Below are 22,849 nucleotides of genomic sequence, written 5' to 3' on the forward strand. Positions count from 1 at the left end.
CGCGTCCTACGCCCGCACGTCGACGACGATCCGCCCCGCGACCCGGCCCGCCAGCACCTCCTCGGCGGCGGACAGCGCGCCCGCGAGGGGGATGGTCGCGGTCGAGTCGTCGAGGACGGCGGGGTCGAGGTCGGCGGCGAGTCGCGCCCACGCCTCCTCGCGCAGCACGAGCGGCGCGTCGACGGAGTTGATGCCGGCGAGCGTCACTCCGCGGAGGATGAACGGCAGCACGGTCGTCGGGAGGTCGGCGCCCTGTGCGAGGCCGCACGCCGTGACGGTGCCGCCCCACGCGGTGCGCGCGAGGACGTTCGCGAGCGTACGGCTGCCGACCGAGTCGATGGCGCCCGCCCAGGCGGCCTTCTGCAGCGGCTTGCCCTCGCCCCCGAGGTCGGCCCGGTCGACGACCGTCCGCGCCCCGAGCGCGCGGAGCCGCCCGCCCTGCTCGTCGACGCGCCCCGTGGAGGCGGTGACGTCGTAGCCGAGCCGGGCGAGCAGCGCGACCGCGATCGTCCCCACGCCTCCCGCCGCCCCGGTCACGAGCACAGGGCCGGAGTCGGGTGCGACGCCATGACGCTCCAGCGCGAGCACCGAGAGCATGGCGGTGAATCCCGCCGTGCCGATCGCGGCGGCCCGCCACGGGGTGATCCCCTCGGGCAACCCGACGACCGAAGCCGGATCGACGCGGACGCGCTCGGAGAGCCCTCCCGGTGTCCGCTCCCCGATGCCTGCCCCGTTGACCACGACGGCATCGCCCACGCTGAACCGTCCGGCGGCCGCCGCCACGGTCCCCACGGCGTCGATCCCCGCCGCGAGAGGAGGGGAGGAGATGATCCCCGGGCGCCCCGCGAGCGCGAGAGCGTCCTTGTAGTTGACGCTCGAGAATTCGACGTCGACGACGAGATCGGCGTCTCCCGCCGCCTCGTCGGCCACGTCCTCGAGCGCGGCCGCGTGCGGGCGCTCCCTCGTCCCGGACGGATCGGCGCGGACGACAAGAGCACGGTGCGTCATCCCCTCACGGTACCTCTCTCCCAGCGCGCGTGCGCGCCCGCGCGTTGCGCACGCCGACGACCTTGTCAAAACGGGCGCGTGCGTTTCCGGCCGGCGCGGATTCCCGCTATGGTCGGCCATTTGGTGCCCTTCGGGGCATCCGTCGACACGCACGAGAACCATACGAAACGAGTGATGAACGTGAATCCCTCCTCTTCTGTCCCGCCGTCCGCCGCCCGCAGGCCGCGCCTGCGGCCACGCCGTCTCCAGGTCGAGGACGTGCTCGTCGTGAAGCGGTCGCGCATCCGCACCGCGATCTCCGGAACCGTCGTCGGCAACTTCATGGAGTGGTTCGACTTCGGAATCTACGGCTACCTCGCCGTCACGATGACGGCGGTCTTCACGCAGGGTCTGCCGGCGGAGGCCGGGCTGCTCGTGACGCTGTTCGGGTTCGCGGTCTCGTTCCTCGTCCGCCCCCTCGGCGGTGCCGTGCTCGGCCCCATCGGCGACCGCATCGGGCGCCAGAAGGTGCTGTTCCTCACGATGACGATGATGGCCGTCTCGACGGCGCTCATCGGCGTGCTGCCGACGGCGGCGCAGATCGGCCTGTGGGCGATCATCCCGCTCTACCTGCTGAAGATGATCCAGGGGTTCTCCACGGGCGGCGAGTACGCCGGAGCGTCGACATACGTGGCGGAGTTCTCGCCCGACCGCCGTCGTGGGTTCTGGTCGTCCTGGCTCGACACCGGCTCGTACATCGGCTTCGCCGCCGGAGCCTCGACCGTCGCCCTGACGACGCTCGTCGTCGAGTCGGTCTCGGGTCCCGGCGCCATGATCGAGTACGGATGGCGCATCCCCTTCCTCGTCGCCCTCCCGCTGGGCGTCGTGGCCATCTGGTTCCGTCTGCGCATCCCCGAGACGCCCGCGTACGAGGTGGCCGAGTCGTCCGGCGAGACGGAGGCCGACGGCGAGGACCCGATGGCCCGTCATGGCATCGTCGGCATCTTCCGCCACTTCTGGCGTCAGATCCTCGTGGCCATGGCGATCGTCGCGGCGACGAACACGGCGGGTTACGCGCTCACGAGCTACATGCCCACCTACCTCGAGAAGGACGTGGGCGTCTCCAACCTCATGGCCGCCATGGCGACCGTGCCCGTGCTGATCGTCATGGCTGCGTGCCTTCCGCTCGTCGGCCGCCTGTCCGACCGCGTCGGCCGCAAGCCCGTCTATCTCGCCGCCGTCGCGGCGACCCTCGTGCTCATGGTGCCCGCGTTCGCCGTCATGCAGATCGGCGAGGAGTGGGCCATCCTCATCGCGCTCGCGATGGTCGCCGTACCGGTGGCCCTGTGGGTCGGGCCGTCGGCCGCGGCGCTTCCTGCGATGTTCCCGACGGCATCGCGCTTCGGCGCCATGGCGATCGCCTACAACCTGTCGGTGTCGCTCTTCGGCGGGACGACGCCGCTGTTCAGCGAGTGGCTCATCCAGCTCACCGGCAACACCTTCATGCCGGCCTTCTACATCATGTTCTTCGCCGTCGTCGCGGGCGCGGCCGTGCTGACGATGCCGGAGTCGGCCCGGCGTCCCCTCATCGGATCGGTGCCGACCGTGGAGACGAGGGCCGAGGCCACCGCGCTCGTGGCGGAGCAGGATGCCAACCCGCTCATCGACACGAGCACGATGCCGCTCGACATCCTGCACGGCGAGCGCGAGCGCGAGCGCGCTACAGCCAGCGCCGGCGCCTGAACAGACCCCAGAGGCCGAACCCGAGCCCGACCATGAGCGCGAGCGCCAGCGGGTATCCGTATGCCCATGACAGCTCGGGCATCTGCTCGAAGTTCATGCCGTAGACGGTTCCGACGAGCGTGGGGGCGAAGAGGATGGCGGCCCAGGCCGAGATCCTCTTCACCTCCTCGTTCTGGGCGAGGCCCGCCTCGGTCATGCGGCGCATCTCGTCGTTCTGGCGCTGCGCGGCGAGCGTCGCGTCGACCGTGAGGGCGTTCTCGAGAATGGCGCGGAAGGCGCCCGTGCGGTCGGCGACGCGCAGCGCGTGGTCGAGCACATCGCGGAGCGAGCGCTGCAGCTCCTCGTCGACGCGGTACTTCTCCGATCCGCGCAGGAGCGCCTGCAGCATCGTGACGAGCGGCTGCGTCGCCCGCTGGAATCCGATGACCTCGCGTGCGAGGTCGTAGATGCGGCGGGACACCGACGCCGCCCCGTCGAAGAGCTGGTCCTCGATCTCGTCGATGTCCTGCTCGAGCCCGGCGACGACGGGAGCGTACTGATCGACGACCTCGTCGAGGATGGCGTAGAGCACGGCCTCGGGGCCCCGGGCGAGCAGGTGCGGAGCCTGCTCGAGCCGCCGCCGCACGCGGCCGAGGTCGGGGGCCTCGGCGTGGCGGATGGTCGCGACGAAGTCGGGGCCGACGAAGACGTGCAGCTCGCCGAACTCGACCCGCTCCTCGTCGTCGCGGTAGCGCGCGGGCCGCAGCACGACGAACAGCGTGTCGCCGTAGCGCTCGAGCTTCGCGCGCTGGTGGCCCTTGAGGGCGTCCTCCACGGCGAGCGGATGGAGCGCGAACTCCGCGGCGAGCGCGCGGATCTCATCGGCGCTCGGGCGGTAGAGGCCGAGCCAGGCCATCCCTTCGCGCTCGCGCGCCGCCTCCTGGGCCGTGCGCAGGTCGGCGGGGTCGGGCGTCCTGCGTCCGTCCACGTACACCGCGTTGTCGATCAAAGCCATCATCGTTCACCTCATCCGCTCGTTCGGGCGCGCGCGGACGGGCCGCGCGCACGGAAGCCGCGCGCATGCGGCGCGCGGCGGCGCCGCCGAGAGGCTCGGACGTCAGCGGGAGATGCTGATCGACGAAGGCATGTCGGCGGCGCGGCGACTATCACTGGACATCGCGCATCACCTGCCTTCGGATCGGGGAACGGGCGCAGAGCCCACGCGACCCTACGCCCGTTCCTGGAGGAGAGTCAAACGGTGTAGCGCAGCAGCGCCGTCCCGTGCGGAGCGAGGTCGAGCGGGATGGCCGTGCTGCCGGCAGCGACGCCGCGGTCGGCGGGCGGCGCCGACGGATGGTGTGCGACGTCGGTCGCCGTCCAGAGCTCGCGCAGCGCGCCGTCGAGACGCGCGGGGAGCCCGACGTTCTGCGTATCGAGAAGCACCGACCGCGCCGTGTCGTCGAGGTTGAACGCCGCGATGTAGCGCTCGCCGTGCTCGCCGTCTGCGGTCCACAGCACGAGGCCTCCTTCACGGAACACCTCCCTGCTCCCCGTCGCGCGCAGCAGGGCGAGGGCGTCGGAGTTCTGGAAGAGCGCGACGGTGGCGGGGTCGCTCGTCGGCAGGTCGCCGCCGATCATGAGCGGAGAGCGCGCGACCAGCCAGAGCGTGAGGAGCGAGATGCGCTCGGCAGGGGTGAGCCGGTCGTGGCGCGGCTCGCCGCGCTCCGCGCGGATGCCGATGCGGCCGAGGGGGAGCATGTCGCCGTCGGGCCATCCATCGGCGGACGCGTGGGGCGCCCAGCGCGCGAAGCGGGCGAAGTTGGCCTCGACGTCGGCCCAGTCGTCCCACAGGTCGTCGCAGATGCGCCACATCGTCGCGTGCTCCCGCAGGTGGTCGAGACGCGTGAGCGAGAGGTCGCGGCCGGGGGAGAGGCTGAGCTCGATGGGGCGGCCGGTGCGGGCGATCGCGCGCGCGTAGGCCTCGATGTCGGCGGCCTGATAGGGCCACAGCATGTCGTCGGCCTTGAGGAAGTCGACGCCCCAGGCGGCGTAGAGCTCGAGCGTGGAGTCGTAGTACGCCTGCGCTGCCGGATGGCGATGGTCGAGCCCGACCATGTCGGGGTTCCACTCGCACGCGTTCGCGGCGTCGGCCACGTCGGACGCCCGTGCGTGGGAGCCGAGGATGGGCAGGTCGTCCGCGACGGCGCGACGGGGGATGCCCCGCATGGTGTGGATGCCGAACCGCAGGCCGAGCGCGTGGATGCGGTCGGCCAGCGGGCGGAAGCCGGCCCCGCCCGCCGCGCTCGGGAAGCGGCCCTCATCGGGCACGAGACGGCCGTGGGCGTCGATCGCGAGCGGGGCGTCGGCGTTGTAGCCGTGCGAGCGGGCCGTCGGATCCGACCAGTCGATGTCGACGACGACGGTGTCCCATCCGTACGGCAGCAGGTGCTCGGCGATGAACTCGGCGTTCGCGATCACCTCCGCCTCGGTCACGGTCGTGCCGTAGCAGTCCCAGCTGTTCCAGCCCATCGGCGGGGTGCGGCGAGGGTTCGACATGGGGTCCCTTCATCGGGTTCGCGGACGTCGTCGGGCGCGGGGCGCGACCCCGAGGCTAGCGGATTACAACGTGGGAATCGAGTGTGCTCACGTCCGCTGTCGTCGGATGGCGCGGTGGAGGCGGGTACGGAGGCGCGTCGGGGATCCCTGCGCGGGCCGCGGCCGGCAGTCGCGATCGATCCAACGCGGCGGGATGAGCCGGGGGATGCCGTCGTCCATGCGGACGACCCAGCCGGAGGTGTCGAGGTGATGGTGGTGCCACCAGCAGAGGAGGACGCCGTTGTCGGTGCGGGTGGGCCCGCCGCGAGCATGGTCGTGGACGTGGTGGATCTCGCACCAGGCGGTGGGGATGGTGCAGCCGGGGATGATGCAGCCGCCGTCTCGGGCGGTGATCGCGCGACGCTGGCGGGGAGTGAAGCAGCGCTGCACGCTCTCCAGCGACAGGATGCGGCCGTCGGCGGTGAGCGTGACACGGTCGACGCGGCCCGTGCAGGCGAGGCGGCGTGCGACGGAGACTGGGACGGGAGCGGCGACGCCGTCGATGCGCGCGACGGGCCGGGCCGGGGTGTCCGGATCGGGGCGGGTCGGGGTGTCCGCGACGGGGCGGGTCGGGGTGTCCGCGACGGGGCGGGCGGGTGCGTCCGCGACGGGGTCGACATCGCTCTCGCCGTCGGATGCGCGGGCGAGGTCGTCGAGGGTGACGTGGATCATGACGGTCGGTGCGGCCCCGCCGATGTCGGGGGTCTCGGCGGCGCGGGACGCGGCTTCGAGCATGGCCATGAGCGCGTCGTGTCGCTTCTGGGTCGCTGACCGGCTGTCGGCGGGAGCGGCGACGCCGTCATCGTCGCCGTCGTCGGCGGGGGTGAAACGCGGGCCGCGGGCGGGATTGGTGTGGGCGGAGAGGAGGGTCTGGAGGAGGGCGCCGGCCTCGGGCACGAGGGTCCCGTTCACGCGGAATGCCCCCGAGGGTGTCTCGGTGACGGTGAGCGACCGGTTGCGGAAGGCGCGTTCGTGGTCGGGTTCGACGCCCTCGGCGGTCAGCAGGTCGATCCATGCCTGCGCGTGCACCTCGGCCACCGAGAGCGGCACCAGCCCTGCGCCGACCGGCCGGGCCTCCCCGGTCTCGACGAGACCGTCATCCCCGGCGTCGTCGGCGGTGTCGGGGTCGGTGTCGGGGTCGATGGTGCCGGTGGCGATGCCGACGAGGTGGCGTTCCATGAGGTCGACCAGGGCGGGGTCAGCGGCGCTCTGTCGGGCCGTGTCGACCGCCTTCAGGATCCCACGGGCCGCGTCCTGGCCGAGCAGGCCCGCCCCGATCCCCGCCGCGACGTGCTCCCGCACGGGCGGGAGGGCCTCGCCGGTGAGGGCGGTTCGCTCACGGGTGCGGTCGTCCACCCTGATCCGTGCCCGCACCTCCCGTCCGGATGCCCCCGTGACCCGCTCGAGCAGCTCCGACGCGGTGCGGCAGCCGTGCCGACCGGCGACGCCGTCGGCGCCCCGAGACCGCTCCGACACCTCGCCCGCCACCCGCACCCGGAGTGCGTCGACGATGCGCCCGAGATGCTCGACCCGTGCTGCGAGCGCGACGAGGTCGCCATCGGACAGGCCGGCCACCGCGTCGCGCATCCCGTCCAGGGAGGCCATCGCCCTCCCGACCGCCAGGGTCGGGATGTTCGAGGAAAGCTGCGTCGCCATGCTCCCAGAATAGAACATATATGCGAACAGAACAACGCTTTTCTGCGATCTATCTGGTATTTCCTGGAGGCTCGATCATGCATGGACCTCCGACATTGCTCGATCATCTATCCACAGAGATCCGGTCAACCGGTTGCAAATAGGAGTGTGTGTCCGTACGCTCGACGTCGGAACATCCGAGAGCAAGGGAGCCCCGTGACCGCCTTCCCCGCCGTGCCCCGCCAGCGGATCATCGTCGACAACGACTTCTCCGGCGACCCCGACGATCTCGTGCAGATGGCGCATCACGCCCTGTCGCCGGCCGTCGACATCCGCCTCGTCATCGGCTCGCACCTGTCGCCCGGCGACCCGTTCGATCCCAGCGAGACGCAGGCCGACAACGCCGCCGCGATCGCGAGCGACCTCCTCTCGTCGATGGGGCGCGACGACATCCCCGTGCTCGCCGGCGCCGACACCGCCATCCCCGACCGCGGCACCCCGCACGACACCGCCGCCGCGCGCGCCATCATCGCCGAGGCGATGCGCGACGACACCGACCTGCCGCTCGTCTTCTGCGCGGGCGCCGGGCTCACCGAACTCGCCAGCGCCCTGCTCCTCGAGCCGCGCATCGCCGAGCGCATGACGCTCGTCTGGATCGGAGGCGCTGAGCACGAGGGCCTCGCCGTGCCGCCTCCCGACGCCTCACCCGTCGAGTACAACCTCGCGATCGACGTCGCCGCCGCGCAGGTCGTGTTCGACAGCGCGGTGCCGATCTGGCAGGTGCCGCGAGACGCCTACCGGCAGGTGCTCGTCTCCGCCGACGAGATCGACCTGCGCATCCGGCCGCACGGCGCCCTCGGCGCGCGCCTCGCCGACGCGATCGCCCGGGTGGCCGAGATGGCGGCCCGGCACGGGTTGCCGCTCGGCGAGACCTACGCGCTGGGCGACAGCCCGCTCGTCCTTCTCACGTCGCTCCGGTCGTCCTTCCAGGCCGACCCCTCGTCGTCCGACTACGTGCTCGTCCCGCGCCCGGCCATCCGTGACGACGGCGGGTACGCGTCGCGCCCCGAGCGCGCACCCATCCGCGTGTACCGGCGCCTCGACGTCCGCCTGCTCCTGGAGGACCTCTACGCCAAGCTGGCGCGCGCGGCCGCCTGAGGCGCTCCGAGCCCGCCTACGCTGGGCAGATGGATGGCGAGCGCGCCCCCGAGTAGCTGCTCACGGTGGGCGAGGTGAGCAGGCGCACGGGCGTCGCCGTGTCGGCACTGCACTACTACGAGCGGCTCGGGCTCATCGCGTCGTCGCGGACGGCGGGCAACCAGCGCCGTTACCGACGCCACATGATCCGGCGGGTCACGCTCATCTCGGTCGCGAAGCGGCTGGGCATCCCACTGGCTGACGTCGGGGCGGCGCTGCGCGACGTGCCGCTCGACCGCACTCCGACTCAGGCCGACTGGCAACGCGCGTCGGGGGAGTGGAAGCGCGTGCTGGAACGCCGACGGCAGGCGATCGAGCGCCTCGAGCACGCGCTCACGGGCTGCATCGGATGCGGCTGCCTCTCGATGACTGCGTGCCGGCTGCTCAATCCCGACGATGCGCTCGGCGGGGTCGGGGCCCGGCGCCTCGGGATCGAAGATGACGGCCCGATTTGACCTCGACCGCGGTTGAGGTTCTAGCGTCGGATCATGCAGACCTCCCACGTCGACGCCTTCAAGACCGCCTTCCGCCACCATCCGGCCGGGATCGCGCTCATCACGGCGGCGTCTCCCGATGGGCCCGTCGGGATCACGGCGTCGAGCGTCGCCTCCGTCGGGCTCGACCCGCTCGCGCTCGCGTTCTCCGTGACGCGGTCGAGCGGCAGCGCCGGGGGGATCCTGCGCGCCGACACCTTCGTCGTGCACCTCCTCACGGAGCACGACGTCGAGACGGCGCAGACGTTCGCCGTCTCGGGCAGCGAGCGCTTCACGCCGGCCCAGGGATGGCGCACTCTTCCGACGGGGGAGCCCCACCTCCCCACGGCGCGCGTCGCACTGCGCTCGCGCGCACTGCAGATCACGCCGGTGGGGGCGTCGTCGCTCGTGCTCGCCGAGGTGCTCGACGTCATCGAGGGGCAGGATGGCGCTCCCGTGGTCTACCAGGACCGCGCCTTCCACGTCATCCGCCGCGCAGGGGACTGAGCGACGTCAGCGCTCGTCGGCGATCGCCTCCGCCGCCTCGGTGATGCGGACGGCCATCCCGGCGAAGATGAACCCGTGGAAGGGGAGGACGGCCAGCCAGTAGAGGCGGCCGGCGAGCCCGCGGGGGAAGAACACCGCGCGCTGGGCGTACCGCGCGCCCGCGCCGTCGGGGGAGACGCGCAGTTCGAGCCATGCCGAGCCCGGCACCTTCATCTCGGCCCGCAGTCGCAGCAGCCGGCCCTTTTCGACCGCCTCCACGCGCCAGAAGTCGATCGCGTCGCCGACCTGCGCCGCCGTGCGCGAGCGCCGCCCGCGGCGGAGCCCCACGCCGCCGACGAGCCGGTCCATCCAGCCCCGGATGGCCCACAGGACGGGCGACGAGTACCAGCCGTTCTCCCCGCCGACGCCGAGGACGACGCTCCAGAGGTCCTCGGGGGCCGCACGGGTCGGGCGGGAGCGCTCGTCGACGAACACGGTCCGACCGGCCCAGTCGGGATCGCTCGGAAGCGGATCGCTCGGCGCTCCCGACACCTCCGCGTCCTGCCAGCTCGTCTCGACGAGGTCGGCCTCGACACGGCCCAGCGCGAGCCGGACGGCCGTGCGATACGGCGTGAGGCCGTCGGCGGGTGGCGGGATGAGGGCGTCGATCGCGTCGTCCTTCACGATGCACTCGTTCTGAAGCGACGCGATGAGGGGCCGCGCGATGGACCTCGGCACGGGCGTGACGAGGTTCACCCAGTGCGACGCGAGCCCCGGGGTGAGGACGGGCAGCGCGGCGATCGCGCGCTGGCGGAGCCCCGCCTCGAGCGCGTAGCCGTTCATCATCTGCCCGTACCTCAGCACGTCCGGTCCGCCGATGTCGACGGCGCGACTGACGTCGTCGGCGACGCGCGCGGCGCCGAGCAGGTAGTGCAGCACATCGCGCACCGCGATCGGCTGGATGCGGTTGCGCACCCACCTCGGCGCCGGCATGTACGGCAGGACCTCTGTGAGGTGCCGGATCATCTCGAACGACGCCGAGCCCGACCCGATGACGACCCCCGCCTGCAGGACGAGTGCCGGCACGCCGGACGCCAGCAGGATCTCGCCGACCTGCACGCGCGAGCGGAGATGCGGCGAGAGGTCGGCACCCTCGGGGTGGAGTCCGCCGAGGTAGACGATGCGCCGGACGCCTGCCGCCCTGGCCGCATCGGCGACCGTGCGCGCGGCGCGCTCGTCCGCCTCCTCGAATCCGCGACCGGCTCCCATCGAGTGGATGAGGTAGAACACGACGTCAACGTCGTCGCACGCCGCGGCGACGGCCTCGGGGTCATCGGCAGAGCCCTCGACGATCTCGACCTCGCGCCCCCAGGGGAACGCCCTGGCGCGAGCGGCATCGCGCGCGAGCACCCGCACGCGGTACCCCGCGGCGAGGAGCCGGGGTGTGAGCCGCCCGCCGATGTAGCCCGTCGCGCCGAGGACGAGCGCGCGGGGCGCCGTCCCGTCGGCGCGGGGGAGCGCGCGCAGGGCGGGCTCTCGGCCCGTGGGTGCCGTGAGGTCGGTCATGGCGCCAGGCTAGGCGTGCTGCCGAGCAGGGGAGAGGGGTTGACGCGATATCGCCGACGTGCATTGACTACGTAGTCATGCCTCTGTACGCTCGTGACGTCCCGCGACGACGAGGAGGTCGGATGGTCGAGAAGACCGCACGCGCACGCCGCGTCTCCATGGTCGACGTCGCGCGCGAGGCCGGGGTGTCGCAGAAGACCGTCTCGCGGGTCGTCAACGACGAGCCGTACGTCGCGGTCGACGTGCGCGAGCGCGTGCTCGCCGTGATCGATCGGCTCGGCTTCCGGCCCAACGCGGCGGCGCGCGCGCTCGTGACACGGCGTTCGCATCGCATCGGCGTCGTCGCGATGGGAGGGACCACGCTGCACGGGCCGACGTCGGTGCTCGCCGGCGTCGAGGCCGCGGCGCGGCGGGCGGGGTACACCCTCTCGGTGATCCGCACGGAGCCCGGCGGCCGCGACGAGATCCAGGCCGCCGTCGACGCGCTCGCAGGGCAGGGTGTCGAAGCCGTCGTCATCTCGGAGCCCGTCGACGTGGGCGGTGCGCCCATCGACATCCCTGAGGGCGTCGAGGTCCTCACGTTCGGCATGGGGAATGCGACGAGTCATCCCCGGGAGCTCGTCGTCGGCGCGGACGAGAGCGGATGCGCGCGAGACGCCACCGATCATCTGCTCGCGCAGGGGCACGCCGTCGTCGATCACATCGCCGGGCCCCCCGACTGGCTCTCGAGCCGCAGCCGGACGGCCGGGTGGCGGCGCGCACTCGTCGACGGCGGGGTCGCTCCGCCCGAGCCCGTCGCGGGCGACTGGACCCCGGCCGGCGGGTTCTCGGCGATGTCGGCGCTGCTCGACCGGGGGGGCTGCACCGCCGTCTTCGTCGCCAACGACCAGATGGCGATCGGCGCGATGTCGGCCATCCAGCGCGCGGGCCTGCGCGTGCCGGAGGATGTCGCCGTCGTCGGGTTCGACGACATCGACGTCGCCGCCTACCTCGCCGTCCCGCTCACCACCGTCCGCCAGGATTTCGCCGAGACATCGCGCGTCGGGATGCACCGTCTGCTGCGCGCGCTCGACGGCCACGTGCACGACGACCTGCACCGCACGCTCCCCGCTCAGCTCGTGATCCGAGCCTCGAGCACCGCATCGCCCGCCGCCGACTGACCCCTGGTCGGAGGATGGGCGCCCTCGCCCGGTATGACAACGTAGTCAGGAGAATTCGTGATCCCCTCTTCATCCCCGCCGAGCCACTCGCGTCGCGCGGTGCTCCGCCTTCTCGCGGCGGCGGGCGGCAGCGCGGCGCTCGCCACGGCGCTCGCCGGCTGCGCCCCGTCCTCGCGCCCGCCGCTCGCGTCCGGCGACGTCGACGTGTCCTTCTGGACCCATGACGACGGCTACGTCGCGTTCTTCTCGGATGCCGTGGTGCTGGCCGAAGCCGACTCCCCGTTCCGATACCGGCTCGACGTCACGAAGGCGGGCGCGGCCGACATCGTGACGAAGCTCATCGCCCAGGCGGTGGCGGGAACGGGCACGCCGGATGTCGTCGGCCTGGAGATCGGGGCGTTCTCCCGCATGCTTCGGGGCGACATCGCCCCCGAGCTGCTCGTCGATCTGACGGACGCCGTCGCACCCGTCGCCGACGACCTCGTCACGGCGCGGCTCACGCCGTTCCAGAAGGACGGCGCGCTCTACGCGCTCGACTCCGACACCCCGCTCACGGTCTACTACCACCGTCAGGACGAGCTCGCACGCCTCGGCATCCCCGCGGAGCTCGGCACGTGGGAGGAGTTCGGGCGGACCGGCGCCGCGCTCGCCGATCGCGAAGGGCTCGCCCTCGGCGCCGTGGCCACGAGCGACCCCGGCGGCACCGTGCAGAGCTGGCACATCCATCTGCTCCAGCGCGGCGGCGACCTCTTCGACGCCGACGGGCAGCCCTCTCTCGAGACGCCGGAGGCCGAGGACGCGCTCGCGTTCGTCGCCCAGGGCGTCCAGTCGGGGGCGCTCGCGACGGTCGCCGACATGTACGGGCCCAGCATGCAGAGCGGCCTGAAGTCGGGGAAGATCCTCGGCGTCAACATGCCGTCGTGGTACGCCAGCTACGGCATCAAACCGAACGTGCCCGAGCAGGAGGGGATGTGGCGGGTCGCGCCGCTGCCCCGGTTCGAGGGAGGCGGAGGACGCACGGGCGTCGGCGGCGGCACGGGCTTCGGCGCGCTGCGCGGCAAGGCCGCGACCGACGCGGGCGTCCACCTCGTCACGACGGCGTACCTCGAGCCGTCGCAGCAGATCGCCCGCTACAAGGCGCTCGGATACCTGCCCACGCGCCGCTCCGTCTTCGAATCGGCGGAGCTCGCCGCCGTCGAAGACGACTACTTCGGCGGCCAGAGGCTCTTCGACATCTACCGCGACATCGTCGACGACGTGCCGGAGTACCACCAGAGCGAGAACAGCGCCATCATGACGACCGTCCTCTCAGGACAGCTGCTGCGCGCCTATCGGGGCGACGTGAGCCCGGCGGAGGCGCTCGCGACCGCGACGGCCGACTACCGAGGGCAGGCGAGGGGATGAGCGCCATGACGCACACCGAGGCGCAGGTTCTGCCGCACCTCGCGCACAGGAGGGCCCGCGGCGGACGGATCCGTGCCGGGGCGGCGCCCTACCTCTTCATCGCGCCGTTCTACGTGCTGTACGGGCTCTTCATGATCGTGCCCGTCCTCGCCGCGGTCGTCCTCAGCCTGACCGAGTGGGTCGGCCTCGGCGAACCGGAGTGGATCGGGTTGCGCAACTACCTCGATCTCGCCCGCGACACGAGCTTCGGCTCGGCGCTGCTGAACTCCGCCGTCTACACGGCCGTGGCGGTGCTCGTCGTCGTGCCCGTCTCGCTCCTCGTCGCGCAGGCGCTGAACGCGCGCGGACTGCGCTTCCGCGACGCGTTCCGCGTGGCGTACTTCGTGCCGATGGTGCTGTCTCCGATCGTCATCGCGCTCATCTACAGCCTCGTGTTCGACCGCGACTACGGGCTCCTGAACGCCCTTCTCCACGCGCTCTTCGGGGTGCCGAGCATCGACTGGCTGGGCGACCCCGCCATCGCCAAGGGCGCCATCGGGTTCGTGCTGCTGTGGCGCACCGTGGGCTACCTGACGATCTTCTTCCTCGCGGCGCTGCAGAACGTGCCCCGAGAGCTCTACGAGGCGGCGGCGCTCGACGGGGCGGGCTCCGTGCGCTCCTTCTTCACCGTGACGGTGCCGTCCATCCGCCCGGTGACCGCGTTCGTCGTCGTGACGTCGTTCATCAGCGCCGCGCAGCTCTTCGACGAGCCCTATCTGCTCACGAAGGGCGGGCCGGGAGAGGCGACGCTCAGCGTGGCCATGTTCATCTACCGCGCCGCCTTCGAGCGGCAGCAGTTCGGCTACGCCGCAGCGGCAGGCGTCGTGCTGTTCGCCATCGTGTTCGCCGTCAGCCAGGGGCTCAACCGCCTCCTCGGCATCGGGAGGGAATCGTGACCGCCATGGCCCAGCCGCCGTCCGTCGACACACCGCGCGACACCGTCCGGGCCCCGCGCCGGAAAGCCTCGCGTGCACCGGCCGTCCTGCGGCGCGGTCTGCTGTACGCGACCCTCGTCGCCCTGCTCGTCGTCTTCGTCGCCCCGCTCCTCTGGGCCGTCAGCGGCTCGTTCAAGGAGCGCGGCGACATCTTCCAGACGCCGCCGTCGCTCATCCCCGACCCGCTGACGGTCGAGAACTATGCGGCGCTCCTCTCCACCCAGCCGTTCCTCGCCTGGTTCGGGATGAGCGTCGGGACGGCATCGATCGCGACCGTCGTGTCGGTGTTCGTGTGCGCGCTCGCCGGGTACGGCTTCGCCAAGTTCCGCTTCCGCGGGCGGCGCGTGCTGTTCGCCGTGATGTTCAGCTCGCTGTCGATCCCGTTCGCGGTGATCCTCGTGCCGCTGTTCATCCTCGTCGTGAAGAGCGGTCTCGCGAACCCGTGGTTCTCGCTCATCGTGCCGTGGGTCGCTCCCGCCTTCGGCATCTTCATGATGCAGCAGTTCATCGTCCAGTCCGTCCCTGACGACATCATCGAGGCCGCCCGCATCGACGGGAACTCGGAGTTCGGCACCTTCTGGCGCGTCGTCCTGCCGCTGCTGCGGCCCTCGCTTGGCGCACTCGGAGTGTGGAGCTTCCTGCAGAGCTACAACAGCTTCATGTGGCCCCTGGTCCTCGTCTCCGACGCCGAGCAGTACACCGTGCCGCTCGGGCTCAACATCCTGTTCGCCTCCGAGAACCGCTCGTACGACCTCGTGCTCGCGGGCGCTGTGCTCGCCTCGATCCCGACCATCCTCGTGTTCATCCTGCTCCGCAAGCAGCTGCTCGAAGGCCTGACGGCCGGGGCGGTCAAGGGATGACGCGTCCGCCCTGCGAAAGGAACACCATGCCGCATCTCGACGAGTCCGTCCTCTTCGGCGCCGCCTACTACCACGAGTACCAGCCGAGCCCGCGGCTCGACGAGGACATGCGCCTCATGAAGGACGCGGGCTTCACCGTCATCCGCGTCGGAGAGTCGGTCTGGTCGACGTGGGAGCCGGAGGACGGCGTGTACGACCTCGAGTGGCTCGCGCCCGTCCTCGACGCCGCCCACGCGAACGGGATCGGCGTCGTCCTCGGCACCCCGACGTACGCCGCACCGCTCTGGCTCGCCCGCCAGCTCCCCGAGATCAACGCGGAGACCCGCACAGGGCACCGGATGGGATGGGGGGCACGGCAGGAGATCGACTACGCGCACCCCGCGTTCCTCTTCCACGCCGAGCGCGTCATCCGCCGGATCATCGCGCGTTACGCGGACCATCCCGCTGTCATCGGGTACCAGGTCGACAACGAGCCGGGCATGGTGTCCTTCTCGAACGACCAGGTGTTCCAGCGCTTCGTCGACGCCCTGCGCCGCGAATACGGCACGGTCGCGGCGCTGAACGACGCATGGGGGCTGACCTACTGGTCGCACCGCCTGAGCGACTGGGCCGACCTCTGGCGACCCGACGGCAACGCGCAGCCGCAGTACTCGCTCGCCTGGCGGAGGTTCCAGGGCCAGCTGACGACGACCTTCATCGCCTGGCAGGCCGACATCGTCCGCGAGTACGCGCGCGACGACCAGTTCGTCACGACCTGCATCGCCTACGACCGTGTCACGGCCGACGAGGAGCGGCTCACGCGCGCCCTCGACATCACGGCGGGCAACCCCTACTTCCGGATGCAGGACGCCCTCGCCCTCCCGAACGACGCCGAACCGGAGCAGTACTGGACGAGCCAGGGCGCGTGGGCCCTCGTCACGGGCGCGGATCGCATGTACGGCACCAAGCAGGCGCCGTTCCTCGTGACGGAGACGAACGCGCAGGCGATCGGGATGCCGTGGGTCAACGAGCCCGGCTTCGACGGCCAGTGGAGGCAGGCGGCGTGGGCGCTCGTCTCGCGTGGGGCGACCATGATCGAGTACTGGCACTGGCACACGCTGCATGCGGGCGCCGAGACGTACTGGGGTGGCATCCTGCCGCACAGCCAGCAGCCCGGCCGCGTCTACCGCGAGCTCGCCAGGATCGGCGAGGAGCTCCGCATCGCGGGCGATCGCGTCACGCGGTTGCGCCCCGACGCCGACGTCGCGATCCTGTTCGACACCGACAGCAAGTGGGCGCAGTCCGAGCATCCGTCGCTGTCGCGCGACGGCGAGCCGGATCGGCGGTCGTTCCAGACGGTGCGCGACGCCTTCGCGCGGGGCGTCTTCGAAGCGGGCCTGCAGGGGCGCGCGGTGCACGCCGCGCAGCTACGCGAGCGCGAGCCCGCCGCGTTCGCGGCCGAGGTCCCCGTGCTCATCGCCGCCGCGTTCACGGTCGCGTCGGACGACGACCTCCTGTGGCTCCGCGACTACGCGGCCGCGGGCGGTCACCTCCTCGTCGGGATCCGGACGGGCTACGAGGACGAGCAGGCGCGTGCCCGGCTCGCGCGCAAGCCCGCGCACCTCGACGAGGCCGCCGGGGTCTGGTACGACGAGTTCAGCAACCTCGCGCAGCCCGTCGAGGTGGCGGGCACGGAGGGCTTCCCGGTGCCGTCGGGGGCGCACGGGACGCTCTGGGCCGACGGCCTGCAGCTCGACGGCGCGGAGGCGATCGCGAGCTACGTGCATCCGCATCACGGCCGCTGGCCCGCCGTCACGACGGCCGCGCACGGTCGAGGCCGCGTGACGTACGTGGGCACCGTCCCCGACCTCGCGCTGGCGCGGGCGATCGCGGACTGGGCCGTGGCGCAGGGGGCGGGTGAGCCGGGATGGCGTCCCGCGGGGCCCACGCAATCGGTGCAGAACGCGCGGAACGCCCACGGTCAGACGCTGCACGTCGTGCACAACTGGTCCTGGGAGCCGAGCTCGTACCCCGTGCCGGAGGCGGCCGAGGACGTGCTGTCGGGGGAGCGCCTCCCTGCGGGATCCGAGCTGCGGCTCGGTGCGTGGGACGTGCGCGTCCTCGCCAGTCGATGAGGATGCGCGGGGCGCGGGCCGGGGAGCCGGCGCCCCGCGCTTGCGTCGGCGCACCGGGATGAGAGAATATCGGCGTACCGTGTCGATCGGCACGGAGGGGGCCGCGGCGACGCTGCGGATCCGCGACCGGAAGGCACGGAGAGCAGCGATGACGGACGATGCGAGCGGAAGCGGGCGCTCCGCCCCCGGGCCCTCGCATCGAGACCGGTCTCCCCGGCTGCCGGCTGCCGTTCCGGTGACCCGTCGCCGTGTCGGCGACGCCTGCCCCATCACTCCGATCATCCTGACGCAGAGCGCGGCGCCGCCTCGTGCGCGCTCGCGGCGCTCCGCCGCCGGCCTCCCGATCGCGACGCCGGTCGACCTGGCGCGTCCGACCGCCGTCGCGACGGCGGCCTTCCACGCGGGCCAGCTCACCGCCGCGGGCACGGCGGCGGCCGTCGCCGCCGTGGTCGCGGGTGCGCTGACCCCCGGCTCGGGTGGCGGCTCGTTCATCGAGTCGAGACCCGCCCTCGCCGAGACGCAGCAGACCTCGTACTTCAGCGCCGAGGGCGTCGACCCGCAGGTCGATCTCCCCGGCGTCGCCGTGGAGATCGTCGAGCCCCCGCAGCAGGAGCTCGACGATCCCATCGCCTGGCTCCTGCCGACGCTGTTCCCCTCTGCTCCCTGGCAGCCCGACGACGGCTCGGACGGCTCGGGCGGGTCCGGTGGATCGGACGGGGCGGACGGCTCGGGCGGTTCCGGTGGATCGGATGGGCCGGACGGGTCCGGAGGATCGGACGGGGCCGATGACTCGGATGGGCCGGGCGGCTCTGACGGGTCGGGCGGCTCTGACGGGTCGGGCGGCTCTGACGGGTCGGGCGGCTCTGACGGGCCGGGCGGCTCTGACGGGTCGGATGGCTCGGATGGTGCGACACCGACGAAGAAGCCCAGCCCGTCGCGGTATCCGACAGCCGACCCCGACGACCCCTCGCCCTCCACCTCGAAGCCCCCGTCCTCGACGTGGCCGTCGAGCCCTGGATCGACGACGAAGCCCCCGACGTCGACGTCGCCGTCGAGCCCCGGGTCGACGACGAAGCCCCCGACGTCGACCTCGCCGTCGAGCCCCGGGTCGACGACGCAGCCCCCGACGTCGACGTCGCCGTCGAGCCCTGGATCGACGACGCAGCCCCCGTCCTCGACGTCGCCGTCGAGCCCCGGGTCGACGACGAAGCCCCCGACGTCGACGTCGCCGTCGAGCCCCGGGTCGACGACGAAGCCCCCGACATCCGCGTCGCCGCCGACCCAGCCTCCGGCGACGGCCCAGCCGCCGGCGACGACCCAGCCTCCGGCGACGACGCAGCCCCCGGCGACGACGCAGCCGCCGGCGGTCGCGGATCCGCTGGGATTCACCGGGCTGCGGAAGAACGGCCTGCTCGGGCTCCTCCTCACCAGCTACACGCTCTACGTCGTCGGCGAGCCGAACACCTCGGCGACGGTGTCGTATGGTTCTGCGAGTGCCGGAACCGTCTCGCTCAACGCCTCCGGCACGGGGTCCATCACCCTCGGGCAGTCGCTCATCGACCTGGGGCTGACGAACCCGACGATCACGGCGACGTACGCGGGCGGAGTCAACGGAGCGAGCGCGTCGCAGGCGCGCGACAGCATCCCCGTCGTGTGGTGAGCGGACGACATCCCGCTCGGTAGTCTGCAGACGACGCCGATGAGAGGGGGCGACCATGGTCGCCGTGTACGTGGACCCCGTCGATGGCAGCCGGTATCCGCTGGACGCTCCGCGCTGGCGGTCGGACGCGGGCCGTCCGCTGCTCGTCTCGACGCAGCAGGGGATCTCGCGCGACGACATCGAGACGGGCGATCGCTCGCTGTGGCGGTATCGCGCGGCTCTGCCGGTGGACATCGCCCGGCCGATCAGCCTCGGCGAGGGCTGCACGCCGCTCGTCGAGCGCGCACGAGGCGGCGCGCGTCCGCTCTTCAAGCTGGAGTGGTTCAGCCCCACGGGGAGCTTCAAGGATCGCGGCACGAGCGTCATGCTGTCGTACCTCCGCGAACGAGGGATCGAGGCCGTCCTCGAGGACAGCTCGGGCAACGGCGGCTCGTCCGTCGCCGGCTACGGCGCGGCGGGTGGGATGGGCGTCACGATCTTCGCCCCGTCGTCGACCAGCCCCGCCAAGATCGACCAGGTCCGAGCGTACGGAGCGTCCGTGGTGCTCGTCGACGGACCGCGCGAGGAGTCGCAGGCCGCCGCCATCCGGGCATCGGATGACACGTTCTACGCGAGCCACAACTGGCAGGCGCTCTTCCTGGAGGGCGTGAAGACCCTCGCGTACGAGCTGTGGGAGGACCTCGGATTCCGCGCTCCGGACAACCTCGTCGTCCCCGTCGGCGCGGGCAGCAGCCTCCTCGGATGCTGGTTCGGCTTCCGGGAGCTCCTCGCGGCGGGGCGGATCGAGCGGATGCCGCGGCTCTTCGCCGCGCAGCCGCTCGCGTGCTCGCCGCTCGACGCCGCGCTCCGCGGCGAGCACGACCGGGCGGTCGCGCCCACGATCGCCGAGGGAACGGCCATCCGCCGGCCGATGCGCCTCGCCCAGATGCTCCGCGCGGTGCGGGAGACCGGCGGCGACGCCGTCGCCGTGCCGGAGGACGCGATCGCGGCCGCCCTCCGGAGCCTCTGCGACGACGGCCTCTTCGTGGAGCCGACGAGCGCGACGGCCGCCGCGGCTTTCGACGCGCTCGTCGCGCGCCGTGCCATCCTGCCGTCGGAGACGACCGTCGTGATGCTCAGCGGCAGCGGCTTGAAGGCAGCGGCGGCCGTGCGCGCCCTCGTGGCCTGACCCCGCCCGCCGTCGACTGACCCCTTCTTCTCCGCCAACGGATATCCCCTGCACGAGCGCACACCGGATGTCATGGAATCCGGTGTGCGCTCGGCAGGGGGATGGGCTTTCGCCGACGGCCGACGGCCGACGGCCGACGAGCGACAGCCGACGGGCGACGAACGGCCGACGCGGGACAGCCGCTGGGCGGGCTACCTCGTCGGCGTCGAATCCGTCGTCGGGAGCGGCTCGACATGGCCGCCGCGCAGCTCGGCCTCCAGGCGCTCGGCCTCCTCGCCCGAGATCGCCTCGCCGCGGGCGACCAGCCCCGCCTGATCCTGCAGGGGGATCTGCTTGAGGAAGAGCGACAGGATGAGCGCGAGCGCGACGAACGGGATCAGGTACCAGAACACGGGAGCGAGCGCATCCGCATAGGCCGTGACGATGCCGTCGCGCACGTCGTCGGGAAGGGCGTTCAGCGTCGCCGGGTCGATCGTCGCGGTCGATGCGGCGGCGTCCTCCGCGGTCGCGCCGGCACCCGTGAACACGCTCATGAGGTTCTCCGAGAGGCGCGTCGTGAAGAGCGTGCCGAACACGGCCGTGCCGAGCGACGCCCCCACCTCGCGGAAGTAGTTGTTCGTGCTCGTCGCCGTGCCGATCTCGCCCGCCGGCACCGCGTTCTGCACGACGAGCACGACGACCTGCATGATGAGGCCGAGGCCCGCTCCGAAGAAGAACAGGAAGACGCAGATGAGCCACACCGGGGTGTCGGCCGTGAGCGTCGTGAACGCGCCCATGGCGAGTCCCGTCAGGATCGTCCCCGCGATCGGGTAGGCCTTGTACCTGCCGGTCTTCGAGATCGCGATCCCGGAGGCGATCGACGTGCCCATGAGTCCGACCATCATGGGGATCATGAGCAGGCCGGATGCCGCGGCGGACGTGCCGGACGACATCTGCAGGAATGTGGGCACGAAGCCGATCGCCGCGAACATGCCGATGCCCAGCACGAGCCCGATGGCCGTGGCGTTCACGAAGATGGGGTTGCGGAACAGCGACAGCGGGATGATCGGATCCTGCACGCGCGCCTCCGTGAGGACGAACGCGGTCGCCGCCACGACGAGGCCGGCGCCCCACAGCCACGTCGCGAGCGAATCCCAGCCGTAGGCGGAGTCTCCGCCGAAGTCGGTGAAGAAGATGAGGCACGTCGTCGCGAGGGAGAGGAAGATCACTCCCAGGATGTCGATGGGCTTCTCGGCCCTCTTGCTCGGCAGCTGCAGGGCGATGAGCCCGATGACGAACGCCGCGATGCCGACGGGGATGTTGATGTAGAACGCCCACTGCCAGGTCAGGTGGTCGACGAAGTAGCCGCCGAGCAGAGGACCGGCCACGGCGGACAGGCCGAACACGGCGCCGAGCGGGCCCATGTACTTGCCGCGCTCGTTGGCGGGCACGATGTCGGCGATGATCGCCTGCGAGAGGATCATGAGGCCGCCGCCGCCGAGGCCCTGCAGGGCTCGGAAGACGACGAACGCCCAGAAGTCGGTCGCGAACGCGCAGCCCACCGACGCGAGCGTGAACAGCGCGATGGCGACGAGGAAGAGGTTGCGCCGCCCGAGCACGTCGCCGAACTTTCCGTAGATCGGCATGACGATCGTCGTCGCGAGGAGGTAAGCCGTCGTGATCCAGACCTGGTGCTCGACCCCGCCGAGCTCGCCGACGATGGTCGGCATGGCCGTGGAGACGATCGTCTGGTCGAGACTCGAGAGCAGCATGCCTGCGATGAGGGCGCTGAAGATGATCCAGATGCGCCGCTTCGTGAGCAGGAAGGGCGCGCCTGCTGTGGTGGATGTCATGGGGTCTCCGGGTGGGATGAGGGCGGGGATGGAGCGGATCAGCCGAAGAGCTCGCGCACGACGGCCGCGCGCGTGCGCAGCCGATCGGCGAACTCGTCGATGGAGGGAGGGGCGTCGCCGTGGTCGCGGAGGAACTCCTCGGCGACCACGCGGTTGAGCGTGCCCACGACGTGCACGAGCGTGTGCGCGCGGATGTCGCCGGGCGCGAGGCCCTCACGGCGCTCGACGAGAGCGATGGTGCGGTCCTCGCCCTCTCGCACGAGCTGGAGGATGCGGCTGTGCAGCCGCGGCTCCTGCTCGATGATCGCGAACACGCGTTCCGCCTCCGAGGCGGTGAGGGCCATCCGCGCCCAGCGCGCGATGAAGAGCTCGAGGAGGGCGTCGACGAGGTCGGCGGACGGTGCGCCGGCGGGCGACGTTCCGCCCGCGACGAACACGGCGTCCAGCGCATCGTCGTCCCGCAGCGCGGGGAAGCCGAGGACGGCGTCCTCCTTCGCGGCGAAGTAGTTGAAGAACGTGCGGCGCGAGACGCCGGCCTCCTCGCACAGCTCCTCGATCGTGAAGCCGGCGAAGCCGCGGTCGGCGGTCAGGCGGCGGGCGCACTCTGAGAGGCTCCGCAGGGTCTCCTGCCGCCGATGCTCCCGCAGCCCTATTGCACTCTCGCCCATAAAGTGCAATATTGCACTCTGAACCTAAGAGTGCACTGAGAGAATCGGCACGGTGGCGGCCGGATGGCTCCAGACTGGGAGCATCGTCCATCGACATCAGGGAGAGACCATGGTCCGCATCGCCGTCTTCGGGGGCACCGGCTACGCCGGCTCCCACATCCTCCGTACCGCCGTCGACCGCGGCCACGAGGTGATCTCCTACAGCCGTTCGGTCCCCGCCGAGACGATCGCCGGAGTGTCGTACCGTGCCGGCTCGATCGCCGACCCGGCCGTCGTCGCGGAGGCGGTCTCCGACGCCGATGTCGTGGTGAGCGCCGTCTCGCCGCGCGGTGCGATGGCGGGCGCGAC

The 22,849-nt window shown here is 71.9% G+C and carries 19 protein-coding genes; 12 read left to right on the forward strand and 7 right to left on the reverse strand.

Going from position 1 to position 22,849, the window contains the following annotated elements; translation table 11 throughout:
- Nucleotides 1-6 precede the first annotated feature (6 nt).
- Nucleotides 7-1,008, reverse strand: a complete 1,002-nt coding sequence (locus ACWGPF_RS09495) for an MDR family oxidoreductase (RefSeq protein WP_452332592.1) — start codon at nt 1,006-1,008, stop codon at nt 7-9.
- A gap of 174 nt (nt 1,009-1,182) precedes the next feature.
- Here ACWGPF_RS09495 and ACWGPF_RS09500 point away from each other — a divergent pair, with 174 nt between their 5' ends.
- Entirely contained in the window at nt 1,183-2,730 is a 1,548-nt protein-coding gene (locus ACWGPF_RS09500; protein WP_452332593.1) for an MFS transporter, read from the forward strand.
- Here ACWGPF_RS09500 and ACWGPF_RS09505 read toward each other — a convergent pair.
- The 3 genes from ACWGPF_RS09505 to ACWGPF_RS09515 all read right to left on the reverse strand — a co-directional run bounded on the left by ACWGPF_RS09505 (nt 2,708) and on the right by ACWGPF_RS09515 (nt 6,960).
- Nucleotides 2,708-3,724, reverse strand: coding sequence for a magnesium and cobalt transport protein CorA (locus ACWGPF_RS09505; RefSeq protein WP_452332609.1), 1,017 nt, complete (start codon nt 3,722-3,724; stop codon nt 2,708-2,710). The genes ACWGPF_RS09500 and ACWGPF_RS09505 overlap by 23 nt on opposite strands.
- Before the next feature lie 236 nt (nt 3,725-3,960).
- On the reverse strand, nt 3,961-5,265 hold the full coding sequence (locus ACWGPF_RS09510) for a glycoside hydrolase family 27 protein (protein WP_452332594.1): 1,305 nt from the start codon (nt 5,263-5,265) through the stop codon (nt 3,961-3,963).
- Between the two features lie 87 nt (nt 5,266-5,352).
- A complete protein-coding gene (locus tag ACWGPF_RS09515; RefSeq protein ID WP_452332595.1) occupies nt 5,353-6,960 on the reverse strand; it encodes a DUF222 domain-containing protein in 1,608 nt (535 codons plus the stop codon).
- Nucleotides 6,961-7,155: 195 nt separating this feature from the next.
- Between ACWGPF_RS09515 and ACWGPF_RS09520 the strand changes: the two genes are divergently transcribed.
- From ACWGPF_RS09520 to ACWGPF_RS09530, 3 genes are read left to right on the forward strand one after another with little or no spacing between them, the layout of a single operon-like run.
- Nucleotides 7,156-8,097: a nucleoside hydrolase gene (locus ACWGPF_RS09520; RefSeq protein ID WP_452332596.1), complete on the forward strand. Its 942-nt coding sequence runs from the start codon at nt 7,156-7,158 to the stop codon at nt 8,095-8,097.
- 56 nt (nt 8,098-8,153) lie between these two features.
- Nucleotides 8,154-8,591 (forward strand): redox-sensitive transcriptional activator SoxR, encoded by a 438-nt coding sequence (gene soxR, locus ACWGPF_RS09525; RefSeq protein ID WP_452332610.1) that lies wholly within the window; start codon nt 8,154-8,156, stop codon nt 8,589-8,591.
- Nucleotides 8,592-8,624: 33 nt separating this feature from the next.
- Nucleotides 8,625-9,116, forward strand: a complete 492-nt coding sequence (locus tag ACWGPF_RS09530) for a flavin reductase family protein (protein ID WP_345441537.1) — start codon at nt 8,625-8,627, stop codon at nt 9,114-9,116.
- Between the two features lie 6 nt (nt 9,117-9,122).
- Here the strand turns inward: ACWGPF_RS09530 and ACWGPF_RS09535 are convergent, their stop codons facing one another.
- Nucleotides 9,123-10,661 (reverse strand): SDR family oxidoreductase, encoded by a 1,539-nt coding sequence (locus tag ACWGPF_RS09535; RefSeq protein ID WP_452332597.1) that lies wholly within the window; start codon nt 10,659-10,661, stop codon nt 9,123-9,125.
- A gap of 122 nt (nt 10,662-10,783) precedes the next feature.
- Here ACWGPF_RS09535 and ACWGPF_RS09540 point away from each other — a divergent pair, with 122 nt between their 5' ends.
- The 7 genes from ACWGPF_RS09540 to ACWGPF_RS09570 all read left to right on the forward strand — a co-directional run bounded on the left by ACWGPF_RS09540 (nt 10,784) and on the right by ACWGPF_RS09570 (nt 20,001).
- Nucleotides 10,784-11,821, forward strand: a complete 1,038-nt coding sequence (locus tag ACWGPF_RS09540; protein ID WP_452332598.1) for a LacI family DNA-binding transcriptional regulator — start codon at nt 10,784-10,786, stop codon at nt 11,819-11,821.
- Between the two features lie 99 nt (nt 11,822-11,920).
- Complete coding sequence (locus ACWGPF_RS09545) at nt 11,921-13,225, forward strand: ABC transporter substrate-binding protein (RefSeq protein ID WP_452332599.1); 1,305 nt, start codon at nt 11,921-11,923, stop codon at nt 13,223-13,225.
- Nucleotides 13,226-13,230: 5 nt separating this feature from the next.
- Nucleotides 13,231-14,160, forward strand: a complete 930-nt coding sequence (locus tag ACWGPF_RS09550) for a carbohydrate ABC transporter permease (protein ID WP_452332600.1) — start codon at nt 13,231-13,233, stop codon at nt 14,158-14,160.
- A gap of 5 nt (nt 14,161-14,165) precedes the next feature.
- Nucleotides 14,166-15,059: a carbohydrate ABC transporter permease gene (locus ACWGPF_RS09555; RefSeq protein ID WP_452332611.1), complete on the forward strand. Its 894-nt coding sequence runs from the start codon at nt 14,166-14,168 to the stop codon at nt 15,057-15,059.
- 26 nt (nt 15,060-15,085) lie between these two features.
- Complete coding sequence (locus ACWGPF_RS09560; protein WP_452332601.1) at nt 15,086-17,173, forward strand: beta-galactosidase; 2,088 nt, start codon at nt 15,086-15,088, stop codon at nt 17,171-17,173.
- A 235-nt stretch (nt 17,174-17,408) separates the two neighbouring features.
- On the forward strand, nt 17,409-18,833 hold the full coding sequence (locus tag ACWGPF_RS09565) for a hypothetical protein (RefSeq protein WP_452332602.1): 1,425 nt from the start codon (nt 17,409-17,411) through the stop codon (nt 18,831-18,833).
- Between the two features lie 55 nt (nt 18,834-18,888).
- The gene (locus ACWGPF_RS09570) at nt 18,889-20,001 is read left to right on the forward strand and encodes a threonine synthase (protein WP_452332603.1); all 1,113 of its coding nucleotides are present in this window, start codon (nt 18,889-18,891) and stop codon (nt 19,999-20,001) included.
- A gap of 191 nt (nt 20,002-20,192) precedes the next feature.
- Here ACWGPF_RS09570 and ACWGPF_RS09575 read toward each other — a convergent pair whose 3' ends face one another.
- Entirely contained in the window at nt 20,193-21,833 is a 1,641-nt protein-coding gene (locus ACWGPF_RS09575; protein WP_452332604.1) for an MDR family MFS transporter, read from the reverse strand.
- A 38-nt stretch (nt 21,834-21,871) separates the two neighbouring features.
- Nucleotides 21,872-22,501 carry a TetR/AcrR family transcriptional regulator gene (locus ACWGPF_RS09580; protein ID WP_452332605.1) on the reverse strand — a complete coding sequence of 210 codons (630 nt, stop codon included), beginning with the start codon at nt 22,499-22,501 and terminating at the stop codon, nt 21,872-21,874.
- A gap of 109 nt (nt 22,502-22,610) precedes the next feature.
- On the opposite strand from ACWGPF_RS09580, the gene ACWGPF_RS09585 reads away from it, so the two are divergent.
- Nucleotides 22,611-22,849, forward strand: a 239-nt coding sequence (locus ACWGPF_RS09585) for an NAD(P)H-binding protein (RefSeq protein WP_452332606.1), incomplete at its 3' end; no start/stop codon positions are given.

This window comes from Microbacterium sp. NPDC055683, assembly GCF_053617895.1.

What these genes read in the sequence shown, in the direction of transcription:
- ACWGPF_RS09495 (WP_452332592.1), bottom strand. Translation starts at nt 1,008, where the DNA reads ATGACGCACCGTGCTCTTGTCGTCCGCGCCGATCCGTCCGGGACGAGG.
- ACWGPF_RS09500 (WP_452332593.1), top strand. Translation starts at nt 1,183, where the DNA reads ATGAACGTGAATCCCTCCTCTTCTGTCCCGCCGTCCGCCGCCCGCAGG.
- ACWGPF_RS09505 (WP_452332609.1), bottom strand. Translation starts at nt 3,724, where the DNA reads ATGGCTTTGATCGACAACGCGGTGTACGTGGACGGACGCAGGACGCCC.
- ACWGPF_RS09510 (WP_452332594.1), bottom strand. Translation starts at nt 5,265, where the DNA reads ATGTCGAACCCTCGCCGCACCCCGCCGATGGGCTGGAACAGCTGGGAC.
- ACWGPF_RS09515 (WP_452332595.1), bottom strand. Translation starts at nt 6,960, where the DNA reads ATGGCGACGCAGCTTTCCTCGAACATCCCGACCCTGGCGGTCGGGAGG.
- ACWGPF_RS09530 (WP_345441537.1), top strand. Translation starts at nt 8,625, where the DNA reads ATGCAGACCTCCCACGTCGACGCCTTCAAGACCGCCTTCCGCCACCAT.
- ACWGPF_RS09535 (WP_452332597.1), bottom strand. Translation starts at nt 10,661, where the DNA reads ATGACCGACCTCACGGCACCCACGGGCCGAGAGCCCGCCCTGCGCGCG.
- ACWGPF_RS09540 (WP_452332598.1), top strand. Translation starts at nt 10,784, where the DNA reads ATGGTCGAGAAGACCGCACGCGCACGCCGCGTCTCCATGGTCGACGTC.
- ACWGPF_RS09550 (WP_452332600.1), top strand. Translation starts at nt 13,231, where the DNA reads ATGACGCACACCGAGGCGCAGGTTCTGCCGCACCTCGCGCACAGGAGG.
- ACWGPF_RS09555 (WP_452332611.1), top strand. Translation starts at nt 14,166, where the DNA reads ATGGCCCAGCCGCCGTCCGTCGACACACCGCGCGACACCGTCCGGGCC.
- ACWGPF_RS09560 (WP_452332601.1), top strand. Translation starts at nt 15,086, where the DNA reads ATGCCGCATCTCGACGAGTCCGTCCTCTTCGGCGCCGCCTACTACCAC.
- ACWGPF_RS09570 (WP_452332603.1), top strand. Translation starts at nt 18,889, where the DNA reads ATGGTCGCCGTGTACGTGGACCCCGTCGATGGCAGCCGGTATCCGCTG.
- ACWGPF_RS09575 (WP_452332604.1), bottom strand. Translation starts at nt 21,833, where the DNA reads ATGACATCCACCACAGCAGGCGCGCCCTTCCTGCTCACGAAGCGGCGC.
- ACWGPF_RS09580 (WP_452332605.1), bottom strand. Translation starts at nt 22,501, where the DNA reads ATGGGCGAGAGTGCAATAGGGCTGCGGGAGCATCGGCGGCAGGAGACC.